The sequence below is a fragment of the Bacillus benzoevorans genome (genome assembly GCF_014207535.1).
Classification (GTDB): Bacteria; Bacillota; Bacilli; order Bacillales; family Cytobacillaceae; genus Bacillus_BD; species Bacillus_BD benzoevorans.
This window is the reverse complement of the sequence record NZ_JACHGK010000005.1, coordinates 25,201-39,961: the sequence shown is the minus strand read 5'-3', so window position 1 is coordinate 39,961 and position 14,761 is coordinate 25,201. Positions and strand designations below refer to the sequence as shown.

Annotated in this window: 17 protein-coding genes; 6 read left to right on the top strand and 11 right to left on the bottom strand. The window is 37.7% G+C overall.

Annotated features, from left to right (window positions below; genetic code table 11):
• Positions 1 to 416: 416 nt before the first annotated feature.
• A complete protein-coding gene (locus tag HNR53_RS08900) occupies positions 417 to 1,037 on the bottom strand; it encodes an exosporium glycoprotein BclB-related protein (RefSeq protein WP_184525032.1) in 621 nt (206 codons plus the stop codon).
• A gap of 275 nt (positions 1,038 to 1,312) precedes the next feature.
• Between HNR53_RS08900 and HNR53_RS08895 the strand changes: the two genes are divergently transcribed.
• The 4 genes from HNR53_RS08895 to sat all read left to right on the top strand — a co-directional run bounded on the left by HNR53_RS08895 (position 1,313) and on the right by sat (position 5,302).
• Positions 1,313 to 2,245: a manganese-dependent inorganic pyrophosphatase gene (locus tag HNR53_RS08895; RefSeq protein WP_184525030.1), complete on the top strand. Its 933-nt coding sequence runs from the start codon at positions 1,313 to 1,315 to the stop codon at positions 2,243 to 2,245.
• Between the two features lie 295 nt (positions 2,246 to 2,540).
• Positions 2,541 to 3,401, top strand: coding sequence for a sulfite exporter TauE/SafE family protein (locus tag HNR53_RS08890; protein WP_184525028.1), 861 nt, complete (start codon positions 2,541 to 2,543; stop codon positions 3,399 to 3,401).
• A gap of 129 nt (positions 3,402 to 3,530) precedes the next feature.
• Complete coding sequence (gene cysC, locus HNR53_RS08885) at positions 3,531 to 4,166, top strand: adenylyl-sulfate kinase (RefSeq protein ID WP_184525026.1); 636 nt, start codon at positions 3,531 to 3,533, stop codon at positions 4,164 to 4,166.
• Positions 4,163 to 5,302 (top strand): sulfate adenylyltransferase, encoded by a 1,140-nt coding sequence (gene sat, locus HNR53_RS08880; protein WP_184525024.1) that lies wholly within the window; start codon positions 4,163 to 4,165, stop codon positions 5,300 to 5,302. The genes cysC and sat overlap by 4 nt, the downstream gene beginning before the upstream one ends.
• A gap of 66 nt (positions 5,303 to 5,368) precedes the next feature.
• Here the strand turns inward: sat and HNR53_RS08875 are convergent, their stop codons facing one another.
• The 6 genes from HNR53_RS08875 to HNR53_RS08850 form a co-directional block, all read right to left on the bottom strand.
• Complete coding sequence (locus HNR53_RS08875; protein ID WP_184525398.1) at positions 5,369 to 5,851, bottom strand: N-acetyltransferase; 483 nt, start codon at positions 5,849 to 5,851, stop codon at positions 5,369 to 5,371.
• A gap of 162 nt (positions 5,852 to 6,013) precedes the next feature.
• Complete coding sequence (locus HNR53_RS08870) at positions 6,014 to 6,427, bottom strand: peptidylprolyl isomerase (RefSeq protein WP_184525396.1); 414 nt, start codon at positions 6,425 to 6,427, stop codon at positions 6,014 to 6,016.
• A 108-nt stretch (positions 6,428 to 6,535) separates the two neighbouring features.
• A complete protein-coding gene (locus tag HNR53_RS08865; RefSeq protein WP_184525022.1) occupies positions 6,536 to 7,348 on the bottom strand; it encodes a uroporphyrinogen-III synthase in 813 nt (270 codons plus the stop codon).
• A 139-nt stretch (positions 7,349 to 7,487) separates the two neighbouring features.
• A complete protein-coding gene (locus HNR53_RS08860) occupies positions 7,488 to 8,276 on the bottom strand; it encodes an HAD family hydrolase (RefSeq protein ID WP_184525020.1) in 789 nt (262 codons plus the stop codon).
• A gap of 38 nt (positions 8,277 to 8,314) precedes the next feature.
• A complete protein-coding gene (locus HNR53_RS08855; RefSeq protein WP_184525018.1) occupies positions 8,315 to 9,397 on the bottom strand; it encodes a branched-chain amino acid aminotransferase in 1,083 nt (360 codons plus the stop codon).
• Between the two features lie 162 nt (positions 9,398 to 9,559).
• A complete protein-coding gene (locus tag HNR53_RS08850) occupies positions 9,560 to 11,719 on the bottom strand; it encodes a transglycosylase domain-containing protein (protein WP_184525016.1) in 2,160 nt (719 codons plus the stop codon).
• 206 nt (positions 11,720 to 11,925) lie between these two features.
• Here HNR53_RS08850 and yhfH point away from each other — a divergent pair, with 206 nt between their 5' ends.
• Complete coding sequence (yhfH, locus tag HNR53_RS08845; RefSeq protein ID WP_184525014.1) at positions 11,926 to 12,054, top strand: protein YhfH; 129 nt, start codon at positions 11,926 to 11,928, stop codon at positions 12,052 to 12,054.
• 138 nt (positions 12,055 to 12,192) lie between these two features.
• Here yhfH and HNR53_RS08840 read toward each other — a convergent pair whose 3' ends face one another.
• The 3 genes from HNR53_RS08840 to HNR53_RS08830 form a co-directional block, all read right to left on the bottom strand.
• Positions 12,193 to 12,378 (bottom strand): cold-inducible protein YdjO-related protein, encoded by a 186-nt coding sequence (locus HNR53_RS08840; protein ID WP_184525394.1) that lies wholly within the window; start codon positions 12,376 to 12,378, stop codon positions 12,193 to 12,195.
• A 172-nt stretch (positions 12,379 to 12,550) separates the two neighbouring features.
• Positions 12,551 to 13,210, bottom strand: a complete 660-nt coding sequence (locus tag HNR53_RS08835) for an LrgB family protein (RefSeq protein ID WP_246439467.1) — start codon at positions 13,208 to 13,210, stop codon at positions 12,551 to 12,553.
• A 7-nt stretch (positions 13,211 to 13,217) separates the two neighbouring features.
• A complete protein-coding gene (locus HNR53_RS08830; protein ID WP_246439466.1) occupies positions 13,218 to 13,658 on the bottom strand; it encodes a CidA/LrgA family protein in 441 nt (146 codons plus the stop codon).
• A gap of 185 nt (positions 13,659 to 13,843) precedes the next feature.
• Here HNR53_RS08830 and HNR53_RS08825 point away from each other — a divergent pair, with 185 nt between their 5' ends.
• Positions 13,844 to 14,443, top strand: coding sequence for an SCO family protein (locus tag HNR53_RS08825; protein WP_184525388.1), 600 nt, complete (start codon positions 13,844 to 13,846; stop codon positions 14,441 to 14,443).
• Between the two features lie 16 nt (positions 14,444 to 14,459).
• On the opposite strand, the gene HNR53_RS08820 is transcribed toward HNR53_RS08825, so the two are convergent.
• Positions 14,460 to 14,684 (bottom strand): hypothetical protein, encoded by a 225-nt coding sequence (locus tag HNR53_RS08820; RefSeq protein ID WP_184525012.1) that lies wholly within the window; start codon positions 14,682 to 14,684, stop codon positions 14,460 to 14,462.
• Positions 14,685 to 14,761 lie beyond the last annotated feature (77 nt).

Genomic DNA, 14,761 nt, shown 5'->3' with positions numbered 1-14,761 from the left:
TTGCTGTTATAAATTTATTAAGTACTTTAAAATATGCTTAATAAAATTTTTGGTTAACTTTTATTAGATTATTTACATCCCCAGTCGATATCATTTATTCATTTTCTGCATCAGAACTATGTCTGCTTAGAAAATTGAGGCTGGGACAAAACCAGCTTCAAATAAAGAGAAAGGTGAATTTGAGTACACTCAAATTCACCTTTCTCCATTTAATGTTTGTAAATTCTGTTTGGATTTAGTGTAGTAACTTAATTTTAACGGAGAGTGTCCCTAATTTATTATAAACATGATCAAAGCCTGTAAAATTTTACAGGCTTTTTCATTTCAGAGGAGGGTTTATCCCAGCCTCATTTCTAGTTGTATTTTGCCGCTTCAATTGTATGATAAAAGTTTGCTTCGTTAATTAATTAAATTAGTTAAACAATATTTACCCCCGCACTTGCAGCTCCAACAACAGCTTCTAAAATCGGTAGACCGCTAGCTTCAGAAACAGAAAATACCATCATCAAGCGATCTCCTGCAGCAACAGGTGCTACTAATCCTGTTGATCCTGACAGTAAAGTTCCAACACTGATTACACCCGTTAATGACGGTTGCAGGACAACAGTTCCTCCTGGTACAGGTGTAAAAATATTAGAGCCTGCAGGAGCCCGATATAATGTAGCTGAAACTGTTGCGGTAGCCAGTAATAAATCTAAAGCAACAGTAGTTTGAAAATTAGCTGAAATTGCATTAACAATGCCGCTTCTTGGAACTGTAAAAGCAATGTTCGTAAGACCTGCAAGATTAATTGGAAGACCAGCAACTGTTACAATAGGTAATGAGGCTCCAAATCCAACAGCAGCTGAAACTCCTACTAGTCCACCAGCAATCACAGTTAAAGCAGCTGGTGTTAGACCAGTAGAAAATGGAATAATCGCTCCCCCACCAGCAATTCCACCACCACCAGTACCTGGAAACACCGGACAAACACATCTAGGATTAGGAGAGACCAGCGGTCCAAGTTGCACAATGCCGCAAGGTTCACAAATTGGCATAAAATCAAATCCTTTCTATTAAGATACTAAATTATATTCATATCATTGAGTAATTCCTGTATACTTGTCCATAATAGCGTAAATTTTCTACAATTTAGCTGTTGATTTTCACCCATTTTCCATTCCTGACTAAATAAATAGGAAATAGGGAAAAATATGAATAAATGCTACTAAATTCGGCAAAAAATGTGTTAATATAGGTGTTAAGTGAAACTTATTATCTTTTCTATGATGATAAGGTTCAGAAATAATTTAACGATATAAGGAGTTTTATAATGGAAAAAGTACTTGTTTTGGGACATAAAAATCCTGATACAGACTCAATCTGTTCAGCGATTGCGTATGCAAATTTAAAATCAGAATTAGGCATGAATGTTGAGCCAGTTAGACTAGGTGAAATTAACGGTGAAACTCAATTTGCCTTAAATTACTTTCAAGTGAATGTACCGCGTTTAGTGGAAAAAGTGGCTTCCGAAGTTAGCCAGGTTATTTTAGTAGACCATAATGAACGCCAGCAAAGTGCGGATGACATCGATCAAGTACGTATCTTAGAAGTAATTGATCACCACCGCATTGCTAATTTCCAAACTAGTGATCCTTTATTATACCGCGCAGAACCTGTAGGTTGTACCGCTACTATTTTAAATAAGCTGTACAAGGAAAATGGCGTAAAAATTAAAAAGGAAATTGCCGGCTTAATGCTGTCCGCTCTGATTTCTGATTCATTATTATTCAAATCGCCTACCTGCACTGAGCAGGATGTTGCCGCTGCACGTGAATTAGCTGAAATCGCGGAAGTTGAACCAGAGAAATATGGCTTAGAAATGCTTAAAGCTGGTGCTGATTTAAGTGATAAAACAGTGGAACAATTAATTACTCTAGATGCGAAAGAATTTGAAATGGGGAACTACAAAGTAGTAGTGGCACAGGTTAATGCTGTCGATACAAACGATGTTCTTGTTCGTCAAAAAGAAATTGAAGCAGCATTGAATAAAGAAATTGCTGACAGAAATCTTGACCTCTTCTTATTTGTTGTCACAGATATTTTAATCAATGATTCAGTCGGCCTTGCTCTTGGGAAAATGACAAATGCAGTAGAAAAAGCATTCAATGTACAGCTTGATAATAACACTGCCCTGCTAAAAGGTGTAGTATCTCGTAAAAAGCAAATCATTCCTGTATTAACAGATACATTAAAAACAATGTAATAAGAAAAAGCATGGAGGCGTACGTATTACCTTCCATGCTTTTTCTTTATGCTGTCACTCCAAAGAAAGCTCTTAATACATATTCTCCAACTTGCTATTTTCATCTTATCTTCAATCCTCCATTTAATAGTGCTTATTCAATGCCATTACCTTTTTAGAAAAAACAGGAAAGACTAAACCCATTTTTAATGGTCGTAAGCAACATTCATTCATTCTTTTCATAATGTACATAAGAATGTAGACAAACTCTATCATATTTACCTTGGTTTTTTCATTATGATTCGGAGGTGTATTTATGTGTAAATTAATCATCTTTGCGATCATTGGATTTTTAGCACAATTAATTGATGGTTCACTTGGTATGGCTTATGGTGTTACCTCCACCACTTTATTACTTACATTAGGAATTGCTCCTGCCATTGTTTCCTCATCAGTCCATCTTGCTGAAGTTGTCACTACGGCAGCATCCGGAATATCTCATATGAAGTTTGGAAATGTTGATAGACAGGCTTTAAATCGTCTTATTATACCTGGGTCAATTGGATCATTTGTTGGAGCTTGTTTTTTGAGTAATGTACCAGGCAATTTGGCAGGGCCATATATATCCTTGTTTCTCCTGTTACTCGGTATGTATATCCTATTTCGTTTCTTGTTTAGAATCAAATCCGAAACAAAAGAAAAATCTATTGAACTAACTAGGAAGAAAGCTATTCCTCTAGGACTTATTGCTGGCTTTGCTGATGCAACAGGCGGGGGCGGTTGGGGACCTATCGCTACACCCGTTCTTTTGTCTAAACAGGGCATATCAGCAAGAAAAGTCGTTGGTACAGTAGATACCAGCGAGTTTGCTATTGCGGTTTCAGCTACTCTAGGATTCTTAGTCTCCCTTGGATGGGATGAAGTGAATTGGCTTTGGGTCTTTGCACTCATGATTGGCGGCGTGATTGCGGCACCGATAGCTGCATGGCTTGTAAGAAAGTTGCCTGCCCACCTATTGGGTGTCCTTGTTGGTGGATTTATCGTGTTAACGAATGTTCGAATTTTACTTAACACCTGGGCAGTGGACATAGTATGGGTTCCCTTTATATATGGTGTCATATTACTAGGATGGATTTTAGCCATCACATATTCTATAAAAACTAATAAACGAAAATAGGTTAAGCTATTTTCTCTTTTCTATTGACAAAAGCATATTATTTAATCACACACCTTACTTAAAAAGACATTTTTTAAATAATATTTTCAGTTTGAATTGAATGTATTCCTTCGAAAGGAGTAAGAAGTCTTGAAAAAAAACAACTCCAATAAAAATGTGATTTGGCATCAATCAATGATTACTAAAGAAAGTCGACAAAAAAAACACAAACATAAAAGTTTAATTATCTGGTTTACTGGGTTATCAGGGTCGGGAAAATCTACCATTGCAAATGCTCTCCAGAATAAATTATATGAAAATAACGTTTCCGTTTATTTGCTAGATGGTGATAATCTACGGCATGGTATCAATAAAAATCTCACTTTCACGGAAGATGATCGAAAAGAAAATATTCGAAGGACGGCGGAAATTGGCAAGTTATTTGTTGATGCTGGAATTGTGGTCCTTGCTGCGCTAATATCTCCATTTCAAGAAGATCGCATGAATGCCAGGATCCTATTTGAGGTGGATGAGTTTATAGAAGTATACGTGAAATGTTCCCTGCATGAGTGTGAACTCCGGGATCCTAAAGGGTTGTATAAGAAAGCAAGAAAAGGGGAAATCAAACAATTTACTGGAATCGACCAACCATATGAAGTACCGAAGAATCCTGAAATTATCATAAATACAAATGAATTATCAATTGAAGAATGCGTAAAAATCATTTCATCCTATCTTTATGAAAAAGTTCATCTGATGCATCATAAAGGGGGTGATCATCCATGACATTGAGCATGCCTCACGGTGGTAAACTTGTTAATCGAATCAATCTAAATTATCCTATAACAGAGATTACATCTGAAATTGAGATCGATGCTATGGCTTTGTCTGACCTGGAGTTAATGGCAAATGGGGCATACAGTCCTCTTGTTGGCTTTCTTGGAAAAGATGAGTATAATTCAGTAATTGAGAACACGCGATTAACAAATGGAACAATATGGAGTATCCCCATTACTCTTCCTATTCATGAAGGCGCTGCCGAAAAACTTAAAATTGGAGAATTAGTAAAACTCAAACACAAAAACGATTATTATGGTGTTATCAAACTTCAAGAAATATATTCATCTGATAAAATAAAAGAAGCGAGCAAAGTGTTTCAAACAACTGATCCAAATCACCCCGGTGTAATGAAACTGCTAAATAGACCAAATATTTATATCGCCGGCCCTATTACATTAACAAAATTACCCCCGAAGGACACAGCATTCACACAATACTATAAATCTCCATTAGAAACAAGAAAAAAATTTAAGGAGTATGGATGGAATACAGTTGTGGGATTCCAAACAAGGAATCCTGTTCATAGAGCGCATGAGTATATCCAGAAGACAGCTTTAGAAGTAGTCGATGGTTTATTTCTACAGCCCTTAGTCGGTGAAACAAAGTGTGATGATATACCAGCAGATATTCGAATGAAAAGCTATGAAGCTTTATTAAAAAACTATTATCCTGCCAACAAGGTCTTTTTAGCCGTATTCCCTGCTGCCATGCGTTATGCTGGCCCAAAAGAAGCGATTTTTCATGCGATTGTTCGAAAAAACTATGGCTGTACGCATTTTATCGTGGGAAGAGATCACGCTGGGGTTGGAAATTATTATGGAACTTATGATGCACAGAAAGTGTTTACGCAGTTTAGTCTAGAAGAGATTGGCATCCATATCCTTCCTTTTGAACATTGCTTCTATTGTACAAAATGTGAAAGTATGTCCTCTAGTAAAACTTGTCCGCATCCTAAGGAAGATCATTTACACTTATCAGGAACGAATGTTCGAGAAATGTTGCGTAAAGGCATAGCTCCTCCACCCCAATTCAGCCGTCCTGAAGTAATAGAGGTCTTAATGAATGGATTAAGAAAATCCTAATCAGATTTGTTTGCTCAGACCCTAAAAAGGAAAAGCATGGAGGCAGAATCCCTTCCATGCTTTTCTTTATGCTCTCACTATATCTTCTGTATAAATAATCATCGCAATTTCATCACAATGATGCAGCTTGGGACAATGAATACAATCCTTCCAAACCTTTTGCGGCATATTATCCTTGACGGTTACGTCAAAGCCGCATTTTTGAAAAAACTCCACCTGATAAGTCAGGGAAATCAATTTATTAATTCCCAGTCTCTTTGTTTCTTGGATAATCTGCTCAACTAGTAATTTACCAATTCCCATTCTTTTTACAGATGTGTCCACGACGAGTGAACGAATTTCCGCTAACTCTCTATCTAAAATGGCCAAACTTGCACATCCAACTACTTTCTCATCAACAACTGCCACAAAAAAGGAAAATATTTGCTGGATTAATGATTCCTTCGTCCGCGGCAGGACAATTTTTTGTTCTGAATATAAATAGATTAATTCGTATAAAGTATCAACGTCCGCAATTTTTGCTCGTCTAATTTCAACCACAGCTGTCATCACCTTTATTGAAAATTCTTAGTTGTAATAATCATACTGCATTTCTCCATAAAGTCAATAAATAATCATAGAAATGTATAAATATGAATTTTATGGAATACATATGAGAAAATAAAGACTGGCACCCTAGTCAGGGGCCAGTCTTTTAATCATAATCATTTATTAAGCATCAAATACTTCCACTTTCTCCATCACATCGCCGTTTTTCATTGCTAAAACGGTATCCATACCTGATGTTACTTTACCAAATACAGTATGTACCCCATTTAAATGCGGCTGTGGCTCATGAACAATGAAAAATTGGCTGCCGCCAGTATCCTTGCCGGCATGGGCCATAGATAAAGAACCTACTTCATGTTTATGCGGATTTCCTTCTGTTTCACATTTGATTGTGTAACCAGGACCGCCCATACCTGTTCCTGTAGGATCGCCGCCTTGACTGACGAATCCAGGAATAACACGATGGAAAACGACACCGTTATAAAAACCTTCATTCGCTAATTTTTCAAAGTTCGCAACGGTTCCGGGAGCTTCATTTGGAAATAAATCAAATTCAATCTTTTCACCGTTCTTCATTAATATGTATCCTTTTTTTGCCAATACAAACAACTCCTTTGCTTTTATAAAATCAGCTATTATAATACCATTATTTTCATCTTTTCACAAAGAAATGACATGAATTCCTTATTTTTTGTCAGCAAAGTATTGTGCCAATTCAACAATCATGGCCCCCATTCGCTCATGCTTTGGAACGACAAGGCGCTCGATTCCTTCCTCACGCAGTGCTTCAGCGGTAACCTTGCCAACTGCAGCTGCTATCGTTTTCCCCTTAAAAATGGCTTGAATCTTGTTAGCGTAACCTTTTTCCCGGGCATAATCAAATAAAGAACGAACCTGAATAGCAGTTGTAAAGCAGACTGCATCTACTTTTTCAGAATACAGTTCCTGACAAAGAGTTTCCACAATTTCCGGAACCGGCGGGATATGCTGATAAGGCAGGATCTGAGAAACATTTGCACCTTTTCCAGTTAAAAACTTTATTAATTCCGGTGCTTTTTCCCCATGGAGCTGCACTAATACTTTTTGATTAGAAAGGTCAAAATCCGCAAGCTGGCGGATGAGACCTTGAGTGGTCCCATCATCATCAGAAGCAACAGGCTGAATCATGACTTGTTTTAACGCAGCTTGTGACTTATATCCTCTTGATGCTACTTTTGCCTCTTTGATTTTTGCGATAAATTCCTCTTTTTCGCCTAAGTTCTCAGCTAAATCAAGCAGGGCCTGAATGCCAACTCCAGTCGTAAAGATAACCCAGTCTGCCCCTTCAGCAATAAATTTTTGTAAATCAAACTTTACTTCGTTTTCCGCTTTAAAAACGGTCCCTTGAAGAGAACGTACACTGGCGGTACCGCCTTGTTTTTCTATGAGCAATGACATTTCTTCTGTTTTTCGGGAAGCGCCAAGCACAATATGTTTTCCCGTTAATGATTTCTCCATTTTATCTCTCCTCTATTTATAAAGCAGTTAATGAAATAAGGCTAACTCACAAATCATAGGAGCCAGCCTTATTTCTATACATTTAATATTTAGTGATGATGCCCACGATGGAGACGATCGTACAATTGCCAGTCATCTATTATTTATTAAGCTTTTCTAAGATTGAGAATAATTCATCTAAACAAGTAATTTCATAATCCGGAATGACTTCGTTTCGTTCTTTATCGTGGCGGTTAATCCAAACAGATTTAATTCCTGCACGTGATGCCCCAAGAATATCCGTCATAAGATTATCCCCAACCATTAAAACTTTTTCCTTGTCGATATCAAGAAGAGATAGGGCATGTTCAAATAAAGTTGGATCGGGCTTTCCTCTGCCAAATGAACCTGAAATGACAATTTGATCAAAGTAAGGCACTAATTCCGGTGTTATTTCCAGCTTCGTGTTTTGCAGATCCGGGGATCCATTTGTCAGTAATAAAAGCTTATATTTTCCTTTCAGTTTATCTAAAACGGAAAAGCTGTCATCATAAACAAATGGTTTCTTGCGGCGTTCCGCAGGGAAACGTTCTGCTAATTCAGCAGCAAATTCCTTGTCATCAATCCCAAATTTCAACAAACCGCGGTACCAGGAATCTTTACGGTATCCCGGTACAATATCCTTCATTTTACGGAAATTATCCTCATCATCGAGGAAGTTGCCCCATAATCCTTCAAACGGATTGATCCCAATCATTTGTGTAAATGGAAAAGTTTCATAGCTTGCATATAATGTCCGCGCTTCTTCTCGAACCGCTTCCTCTAACTTTTCAAGGTCAAGATCATACTTTTCTGCCGCGGCCTGACATGTAGCCACAAAAGCCTCTTTCACACTTTTTTGATCCCAAAGAAGTGTATCATCAAGGTCAAAAAATATTGCTTCAATCATTAATAAAATTCCCCTCTATTCATCTTTCAACAATATGATTATTTTTCTTCCTGCTCTACTTCTACTACCCAGCCAAATGGGTCTGGCTCTTTACCAACTTGAATAGCTGTTAATGTATTGTAAAGCTTCATGGAAAGTTCACCTGTTTCCCCGCCATTAACAATCATTTTTTCTCCATTCCAAAATAGGTCGCCGACAGGAGAAATAACGGCAGCTGTTCCTGTTCCAAATACTTCTTCCAGTACGCCATCCTTGTAAGCCTGATAAACCTCTTCAATCGAGACTTTTCGTTCTTCCACAGGCATATTCCAATGTTTTAATAAGTGGATAATAGAATTTCTTGTGACACCTTCCAAAATGCTGCCGTTTAAAGCAGGAGTTACTACGACACCATTGATTTTGAAAAAGATGTTCATACTTCCTACTTCTTCGATATATTTCTTTTCCACCCCATCAAGCCATAAGACCTGCGAATATCCGCTCTCTTCTGCAACTTCCTGGGCCTTTAAGCTTGCTGCATAATTTCCAGCTGTTTTTGCTGTACCTGTTCCCCCGGCAACGGTCCGGACATATTTGCTTTCAACAGCAATTTTTACCGGGTGAATACCTTCTTTATAATAAGAACCTACAGGACACATAATAATAATAAATTTATATTGAGATGCAGGATGTACACCGAGTGATGCTTCTGTAGCAATGATAAATGGACGAATGTAAAGGGATGTTCCTTCAGATTTCGGCAGCCACTCACGATCAACTTTAATTAATTCTTTCAGCCCTTTAAGTACTAATTCCTCATCAATTTGCGGAATGACAAGACGGTCATTTGATTGATTCATACGCTGGAAGTTTCTTTCAGGCCTGAATAAAAGAATCTTTCCATTTGAATAGTACGCTTTTAAACCTTCAAAAACGGTTTGTCCATAATGGAATACCATTGCTGACGGATCAATTTGAAGGGGTTGATTCGGAATGATTCTTGGATCATGCCATCCCTTATCACCAGAATAATCCATTACAAACATGTGGTCTGTAAAGACTTTTCCAAAGACTAATTTGTCGTCCTCAGGTTTTTGTCTCCGTGTTGAACTTAATGTAACACTGATGTTTTGGTTTGACATTGCTTTCGTCTCCTATCTCATAACAAACTAAATATGAATTAAATGTAAATAAATAAAAACTAATAGTATTACTTTATCATAAATTTTCACATTTTAAAGATAAATTATTGATAAAGGCACGATAAAATAATGAGAAGAACTGCAGGGTGATCTCGGATCACTTTACCTGCCGATTAAGTTTTCTATTTTATCTTTTACTTTCAGACCTAAATCCACACCATCATTTATCCCTTGTTCTACTTTTTCCTTCCAAGTTGGGTATTCTTCGATGATCTTTTCCTTTACCTTTTCTGACTGTTCTTTTAATTTTTCCCTTTGTTCTTTCATAAATTGACCATCATTTTCGCCGCTTAACTGGGATTGAACTGATTCTGATTTAAACTTCTCAGTCTCTGTAAAAGGCTGCATTCGCTCCATAATCATTTTAAATAATGGCGCAGCGGTTTCCGAACTGCTTGAAGACAAATAGTGCTGACGATCCGTTTGATCATATCCAAGCCAAACGGCCCCAACTAAATTTGGTGTATATCCCACAAACCATTGATCTTTTGTCCCATTAATATCTTTGTACGGCAGCTGTGTAGAACCTGTTTTCCCGGCTAATTGAACCCCCGGTATTTGGGCACTCTGCCCCGTCCCTGACTCAACAACTCCAAGCAGGAGTGAAGTTATGTCTTTTGCTACCTTTTTTGAGGTGACTCTTGTTGTCTTGCTATTATGCTTGGCAATGGTATTTCCCGTCGGTCCCACTATCTTCGTAATTAAATGTCCATCTTTTCTTTTGCCGTCATTCGCAAACACTGAATAAGCTTCAGCCATCTGGAGCGGCGATACTCCCTTGCTCATTCCTCCAAGTGCTATTCCTAAGTAATGGTCCTCCTTTTCAAGAGGAATACCAAACTTCTCAAGAGAAGCAATCCCTTTTTCAAGACCTATTTCATGCAGCAGCCAAACAGGAGGAATATTTAATGACTCTGCCACAGCTTCATACATCGGTACCTCTCCCTGATAAGTGTGGGAATAATTCTCCGGTGCATAATCATCAAATACGATGGGCTCATCCTTAAGCATCGATTCTTTCGTATACCCCTCCTCAAGTGCTGCTGTATACACAGCCAGCGGCTTCAGGGTCGAACCGGGCTGTGCCTTCATATGGGTTGCACGGTTAAATCCTCTAAATACATAATCTCCCCTCCCTCCGACAAGACCGCGGACTCCTCCGCTTTCCGGATCAAGTAAGACTGCTCCGCTTTGTACGTCAGCACCATTCATCCCTCTTGGAAAAGACGAATTTTGCTTATATATTTGTTCTAATGTCGCTTGTATATTCTGATCCATCTCGGTATAAATACGATAACCTCTTGTGATAATCTCTTCCTGTGTTAACCCATATTCATGAATCGCTTCATCTAAAACAGCATCGACATAATAAGGATAATCCCGTTTAATATAGCTGCCGCCTCCATCCTCAAGGATGATATGTTCATTTTTAGCGGCTTTATATTCTTCTTCCGTGATCATCCCTTCCTCTTTCATTGCTCCTAAGACTACATTTCTCCGATTCATCGCCTTATCGTAATGTTTAAACGGATCTAATGCGGATGGTGATTGAAGCAATCCGGCCAGCATCGCAGCTTCACTGATTGTAACCTGGCCGATGTCTTTATTGAAATACTTCCAAGATGCTTGATCAATTCCCCAGGCGCCGCTGCCAAAATAAACCTGATTAAGATACATCGTCAATATTTCATCTTTGCTGTAATTTTTTTCAATTTCTACAGCGAGAAATAATTCTTCCATTTTACGTTTATATGTTTTTTCGGGAGAAAGCAGAGCATTCTTCGTTAATTGCTGCGTGATTGTACTGCCGCCTCCCGTTATTGAACCAGAAATCAGATTGCCGAAAAACGCTCTCGCCATTCCTTTCAGATCAAATCCATGATGCTCCCTAAACCGACGGTCTTCAATAGCGATTACAGCATTCGGAATATAATCTGGCAGGTTTGTAAGTGTAATTCCTTCTGTCCTATTCGTCTCAATCTTTGTGGCTAAATCACCATCTTTATCATAAATAACAGTTGCTTGACTCAGTCCGTCTTGTAAAGTCTTGACATTCGCCCTCCAAGCCGTAAACGAGAAAAACAAAATGACCGCCAATAGGAAAACAAGGAATACAAGGAAAAGGATTTGCGTCAAATGCCTTTCCTTCCAAAAACTTGTAAACCCAGCAAAAGCTTTTCTGCCTGCCCTTTGAACTCCCGGACTTATTTTATCCCATACATGATGTTTAATTTTCTTCCAAACTGATTGAATATGTCCCATTTTATATTCACTATCCCCCGCTGGCTTTCCATAATTGACATAATCATAGCGCAGATAAAGGAAAAAGTGAAAGTATTTAAATAGCCGCATGCTCAAAGTTGTTAAGTGGATTTTTGCAAAAGTAGTTTACTTTTCACGAATGGCCCATTATACTGTATTATAACAGATTTATTATTTTATATGTGTTATATAAAGGAGGAGCTTTCATGCTGACAAATAATACGATGCAGGATTTATCGAACAAGATCTGTTCCGAATGCGGTCAAACGTTAAACGAAAAGGTTGAGAATTATTTAATGGAATGTGACTATTGTCTTTCCAAAAAAACAGAATGACAAAAACCCTCCAAGAATACTTCATTTTATAACACTCAAGATCTATAATTCCTTCATTTCCTTTATTGGGCTGTTTGTTCATAGTAACGTAAAATGATTGTTAATGAAAAAATATAAAACCACACAAAAAGTGTGGTTTTATATTTTGGGAAGCTCTCTTATTTCCATCGTTGTATCGTTTCCGCACAAAGGACATTTTAAATCATCCGAGGCAAATTCTTTCCGCATCCATCCATTACAGGTTGAATCACTGCAGCTATACACTTCTGTATCCATCATTTCATTCTCAATTTTGTCTTCTTGACCTTTTCTATTAAAAAAAATGGTAAACGCCCCCTAAACAATTTTAGCTGTTTTTTGCTTCAATGGAAAAACAACCAGCCGGCAGGTCACAATACAAGGAAATCTGTCTGCCCGGCGGAGATTTTACTTGTATTACTAGTATGAGCAAAATGTGAATTTTTAACAAAATAATTCAGCTAATGAATCGCATGGCTTATACATGAAATAAAAAAGGCATCACAAACGGAATGATGATCGCTGTAAAAATAGCAGCGAGACCCATCGCCACCCCTGACACTGCCCCTTGCAGTTCTCCCTCTCTTGCTGCTTCAGCAGTCCCAATTCCATGCGCTATTGTTCCCATCGAAATTCCACGTGCAAAAGGATGATACACATGGCACTTATTCAAAAACCACGGCCCAAACATGGCACCAATCATTCCGGTTATCATCACAATAGCAGCTACCAAAACGCTGTCAGCGCCGATTATTTTTGCTACTTCCGCAGCAACTGGTATGGTAATGGATTTAATGCTGAGAGAGAGAGAAATCCAATTGGCTAATTTCAATATTTTTGCCAGCAGAACCGCTGCTAATACGGTTGTAATACTGCCAGCAAATAGACCGGCAAATGCCGGAATAAGATTTTGAAAGAGGATGCTCCGGTGTTTATATAACGGCACTGCTAAAGCCACCGTTGCAGGTCCCAATAGAAACGTCATGATATCCCGCGCTAATTGATAGTCATGATAACTAATCCCGCTGAACATTAAAAATATAATGATGATCAGCGTGCTGAAAAAAACCGGTGTTGTAAACGGGGATGGAAACTTAGATGAAAGCTTTATGGATAGCAGGTAAACGGCGACAGTCAAGATTATGCTATAAACTGTGATGATGAGATTCAGCTTTAACCTCCTCCTTTTTATGAATGAGCATTTGCGAAAGATTTCCTGAGAAAAAAAGACCAATAAATGTGCTTACGAGAAGAATGAACATGATCCTCAAACCGCTTTCCATGAATAGCGCTCCCAAAGTCATGATTCCAACAGAAATCGGAATAAAGAAGAAAGCTAGATGTTTAACTAAAACGGTCGAAGCACCTTCAACCCACTTTAAAGGGATAATCCCTGACCATAGTAATAAAAAGAGAATAACCATCCCTAAGACGTTTCCCGGAATAGGAACGCCGATCCAATGGACAAGAAACATTCCCACTTGGTTCACTATCATCAGAACGAACAACTGCAGCATAATCAAAATAAACTTTCCCACCATAAAGGCCCCTTTTATTCTAATCCTGGATTTTATTCTAGCAGCCATCAAATATACTCCTATTATATATCTTTTTTTGAACTATTTAAATATTCAAAATATAAATTATGTATGATAATAAGATATATACGCTCTAAATTATTGATATGCATCACCCTTGTTCACATTTTATCCATATGATTGCGCTTTATTTTTTTATATCTTATAGGTAGGAGGGGAGATAATTGAAAAAAATTCATAAGATATATATTCTTTGTGCTTCAATCATTGTTCTTGGTATAGCCGGTGGTATTTCTTTTTTCGTTATCCGTGATGTGAGGGCTACAGTTCCCGATGATATCACGCTTGTGACGATGCATAATGAGGAATATGCTTTTTCCAAATCAGAAAAAAAATTGAAATTAGTTGAATTCATGTATGGTCATTGCCCTGATATTTGTCCTACTACTACGATTAGAATGAATATGCTGAAAAAGGATTTAGAAAAAGCCGGTGTTTTCGGGGATAAGGTACAATTTATTACGGTAACCATTGATCCTTACCGGGATACTCCTGAAGAACTCATGGATTATATGAAAACTTTTGAAATTGAAGATGACGGAAACTGGATTTTGTTAACAGGTGATCCCAAAAATATTAAGGAGGATGTAGTAGAGATTAAAGAATTAGGGGAAACTTTCCAATTCCAATATAGAGACCCAGGGGATGGATTTTACGTTCATAGCACCTTTGTATTTTTATTAAACGAAAACAACCGATTTATTAAAAAATTCGAAATGGGTGAAGGTTTTAATAAAGAGGAAGTATTTGAAACCATCATGGATAAAATATAAACCAGAAAAATACAGTTCAGTGAGGGATAATAATATCCCTCACTGATTTGGGCTGGATAAAATCAATAACTGGATTATTACTTTTCTTTTTGCAACAGAGACTGCCGGTCGTCATGATTTGCTGCCATTCCTCGGCTTCCTGCAGATGAATCATTGTTTTTGACCTGGGTGTTGTAAAACTAATCTTAATACCAGAATTTTTCAACCTATGAACTAACTCAACCAGCTGTTTACTTGGCATAATAAAAACTCCTTTTAATCATCCTCGTTATTATTTATTCTACAGAAAAAATATGAACAAATGATGAATATCATTCA

Excerpts from the sequence above, each read along its gene's own strand:
- HNR53_RS08850 (WP_184525016.1), bottom strand. The coding sequence starts at position 11,719 with ATGGGACATATTCAATCAGTTTGGAAGAAAATTAAACATCATGTATGG.
- yhfH (WP_184525014.1), top strand. The coding sequence starts at position 11,926 with ATGCTGACAAATAATACGATGCAGGATTTATCGAACAAGATCTGTTCC.
- HNR53_RS08820 (WP_184525012.1), bottom strand. The coding sequence starts at position 14,684 with ATGCCAAGTAAACAGCTGGTTGAGTTAGTTCATAGGTTGAAAAATTCT.
- HNR53_RS08830 (WP_246439466.1), bottom strand. The coding sequence starts at position 13,658 with ATGGCTGCTAGAATAAAATCCAGGATTAGAATAAAAGGGGCCTTTATG.
- HNR53_RS08895 (WP_184525030.1), top strand. The coding sequence starts at position 1,313 with ATGGAAAAAGTACTTGTTTTGGGACATAAAAATCCTGATACAGACTCA.
- HNR53_RS08900 (WP_184525032.1), bottom strand. The coding sequence starts at position 1,037 with ATGCCAATTTGTGAACCTTGCGGCATTGTGCAACTTGGACCGCTGGTC.
- HNR53_RS08890 (WP_184525028.1), top strand. The coding sequence starts at position 2,541 with ATGTGTAAATTAATCATCTTTGCGATCATTGGATTTTTAGCACAATTA.
- sat (WP_184525024.1), top strand. The coding sequence starts at position 4,163 with ATGACATTGAGCATGCCTCACGGTGGTAAACTTGTTAATCGAATCAAT.
- HNR53_RS08865 (WP_184525022.1), bottom strand. The coding sequence starts at position 7,348 with ATGGAGAAATCATTAACGGGAAAACATATTGTGCTTGGCGCTTCCCGA.
- HNR53_RS08875 (WP_184525398.1), bottom strand. The coding sequence starts at position 5,851 with ATGACAGCTGTGGTTGAAATTAGACGAGCAAAAATTGCGGACGTTGAT.
- HNR53_RS08870 (WP_184525396.1), bottom strand. The coding sequence starts at position 6,427 with ATGAAGAACGGTGAAAAGATTGAATTTGATTTATTTCCAAATGAAGCT.
- HNR53_RS08860 (WP_184525020.1), bottom strand. The coding sequence starts at position 8,276 with ATGATTGAAGCAATATTTTTTGACCTTGATGATACACTTCTTTGGGAT.
- HNR53_RS08855 (WP_184525018.1), bottom strand. The coding sequence starts at position 9,397 with ATGTCAAACCAAAACATCAGTGTTACATTAAGTTCAACACGGAGACAA.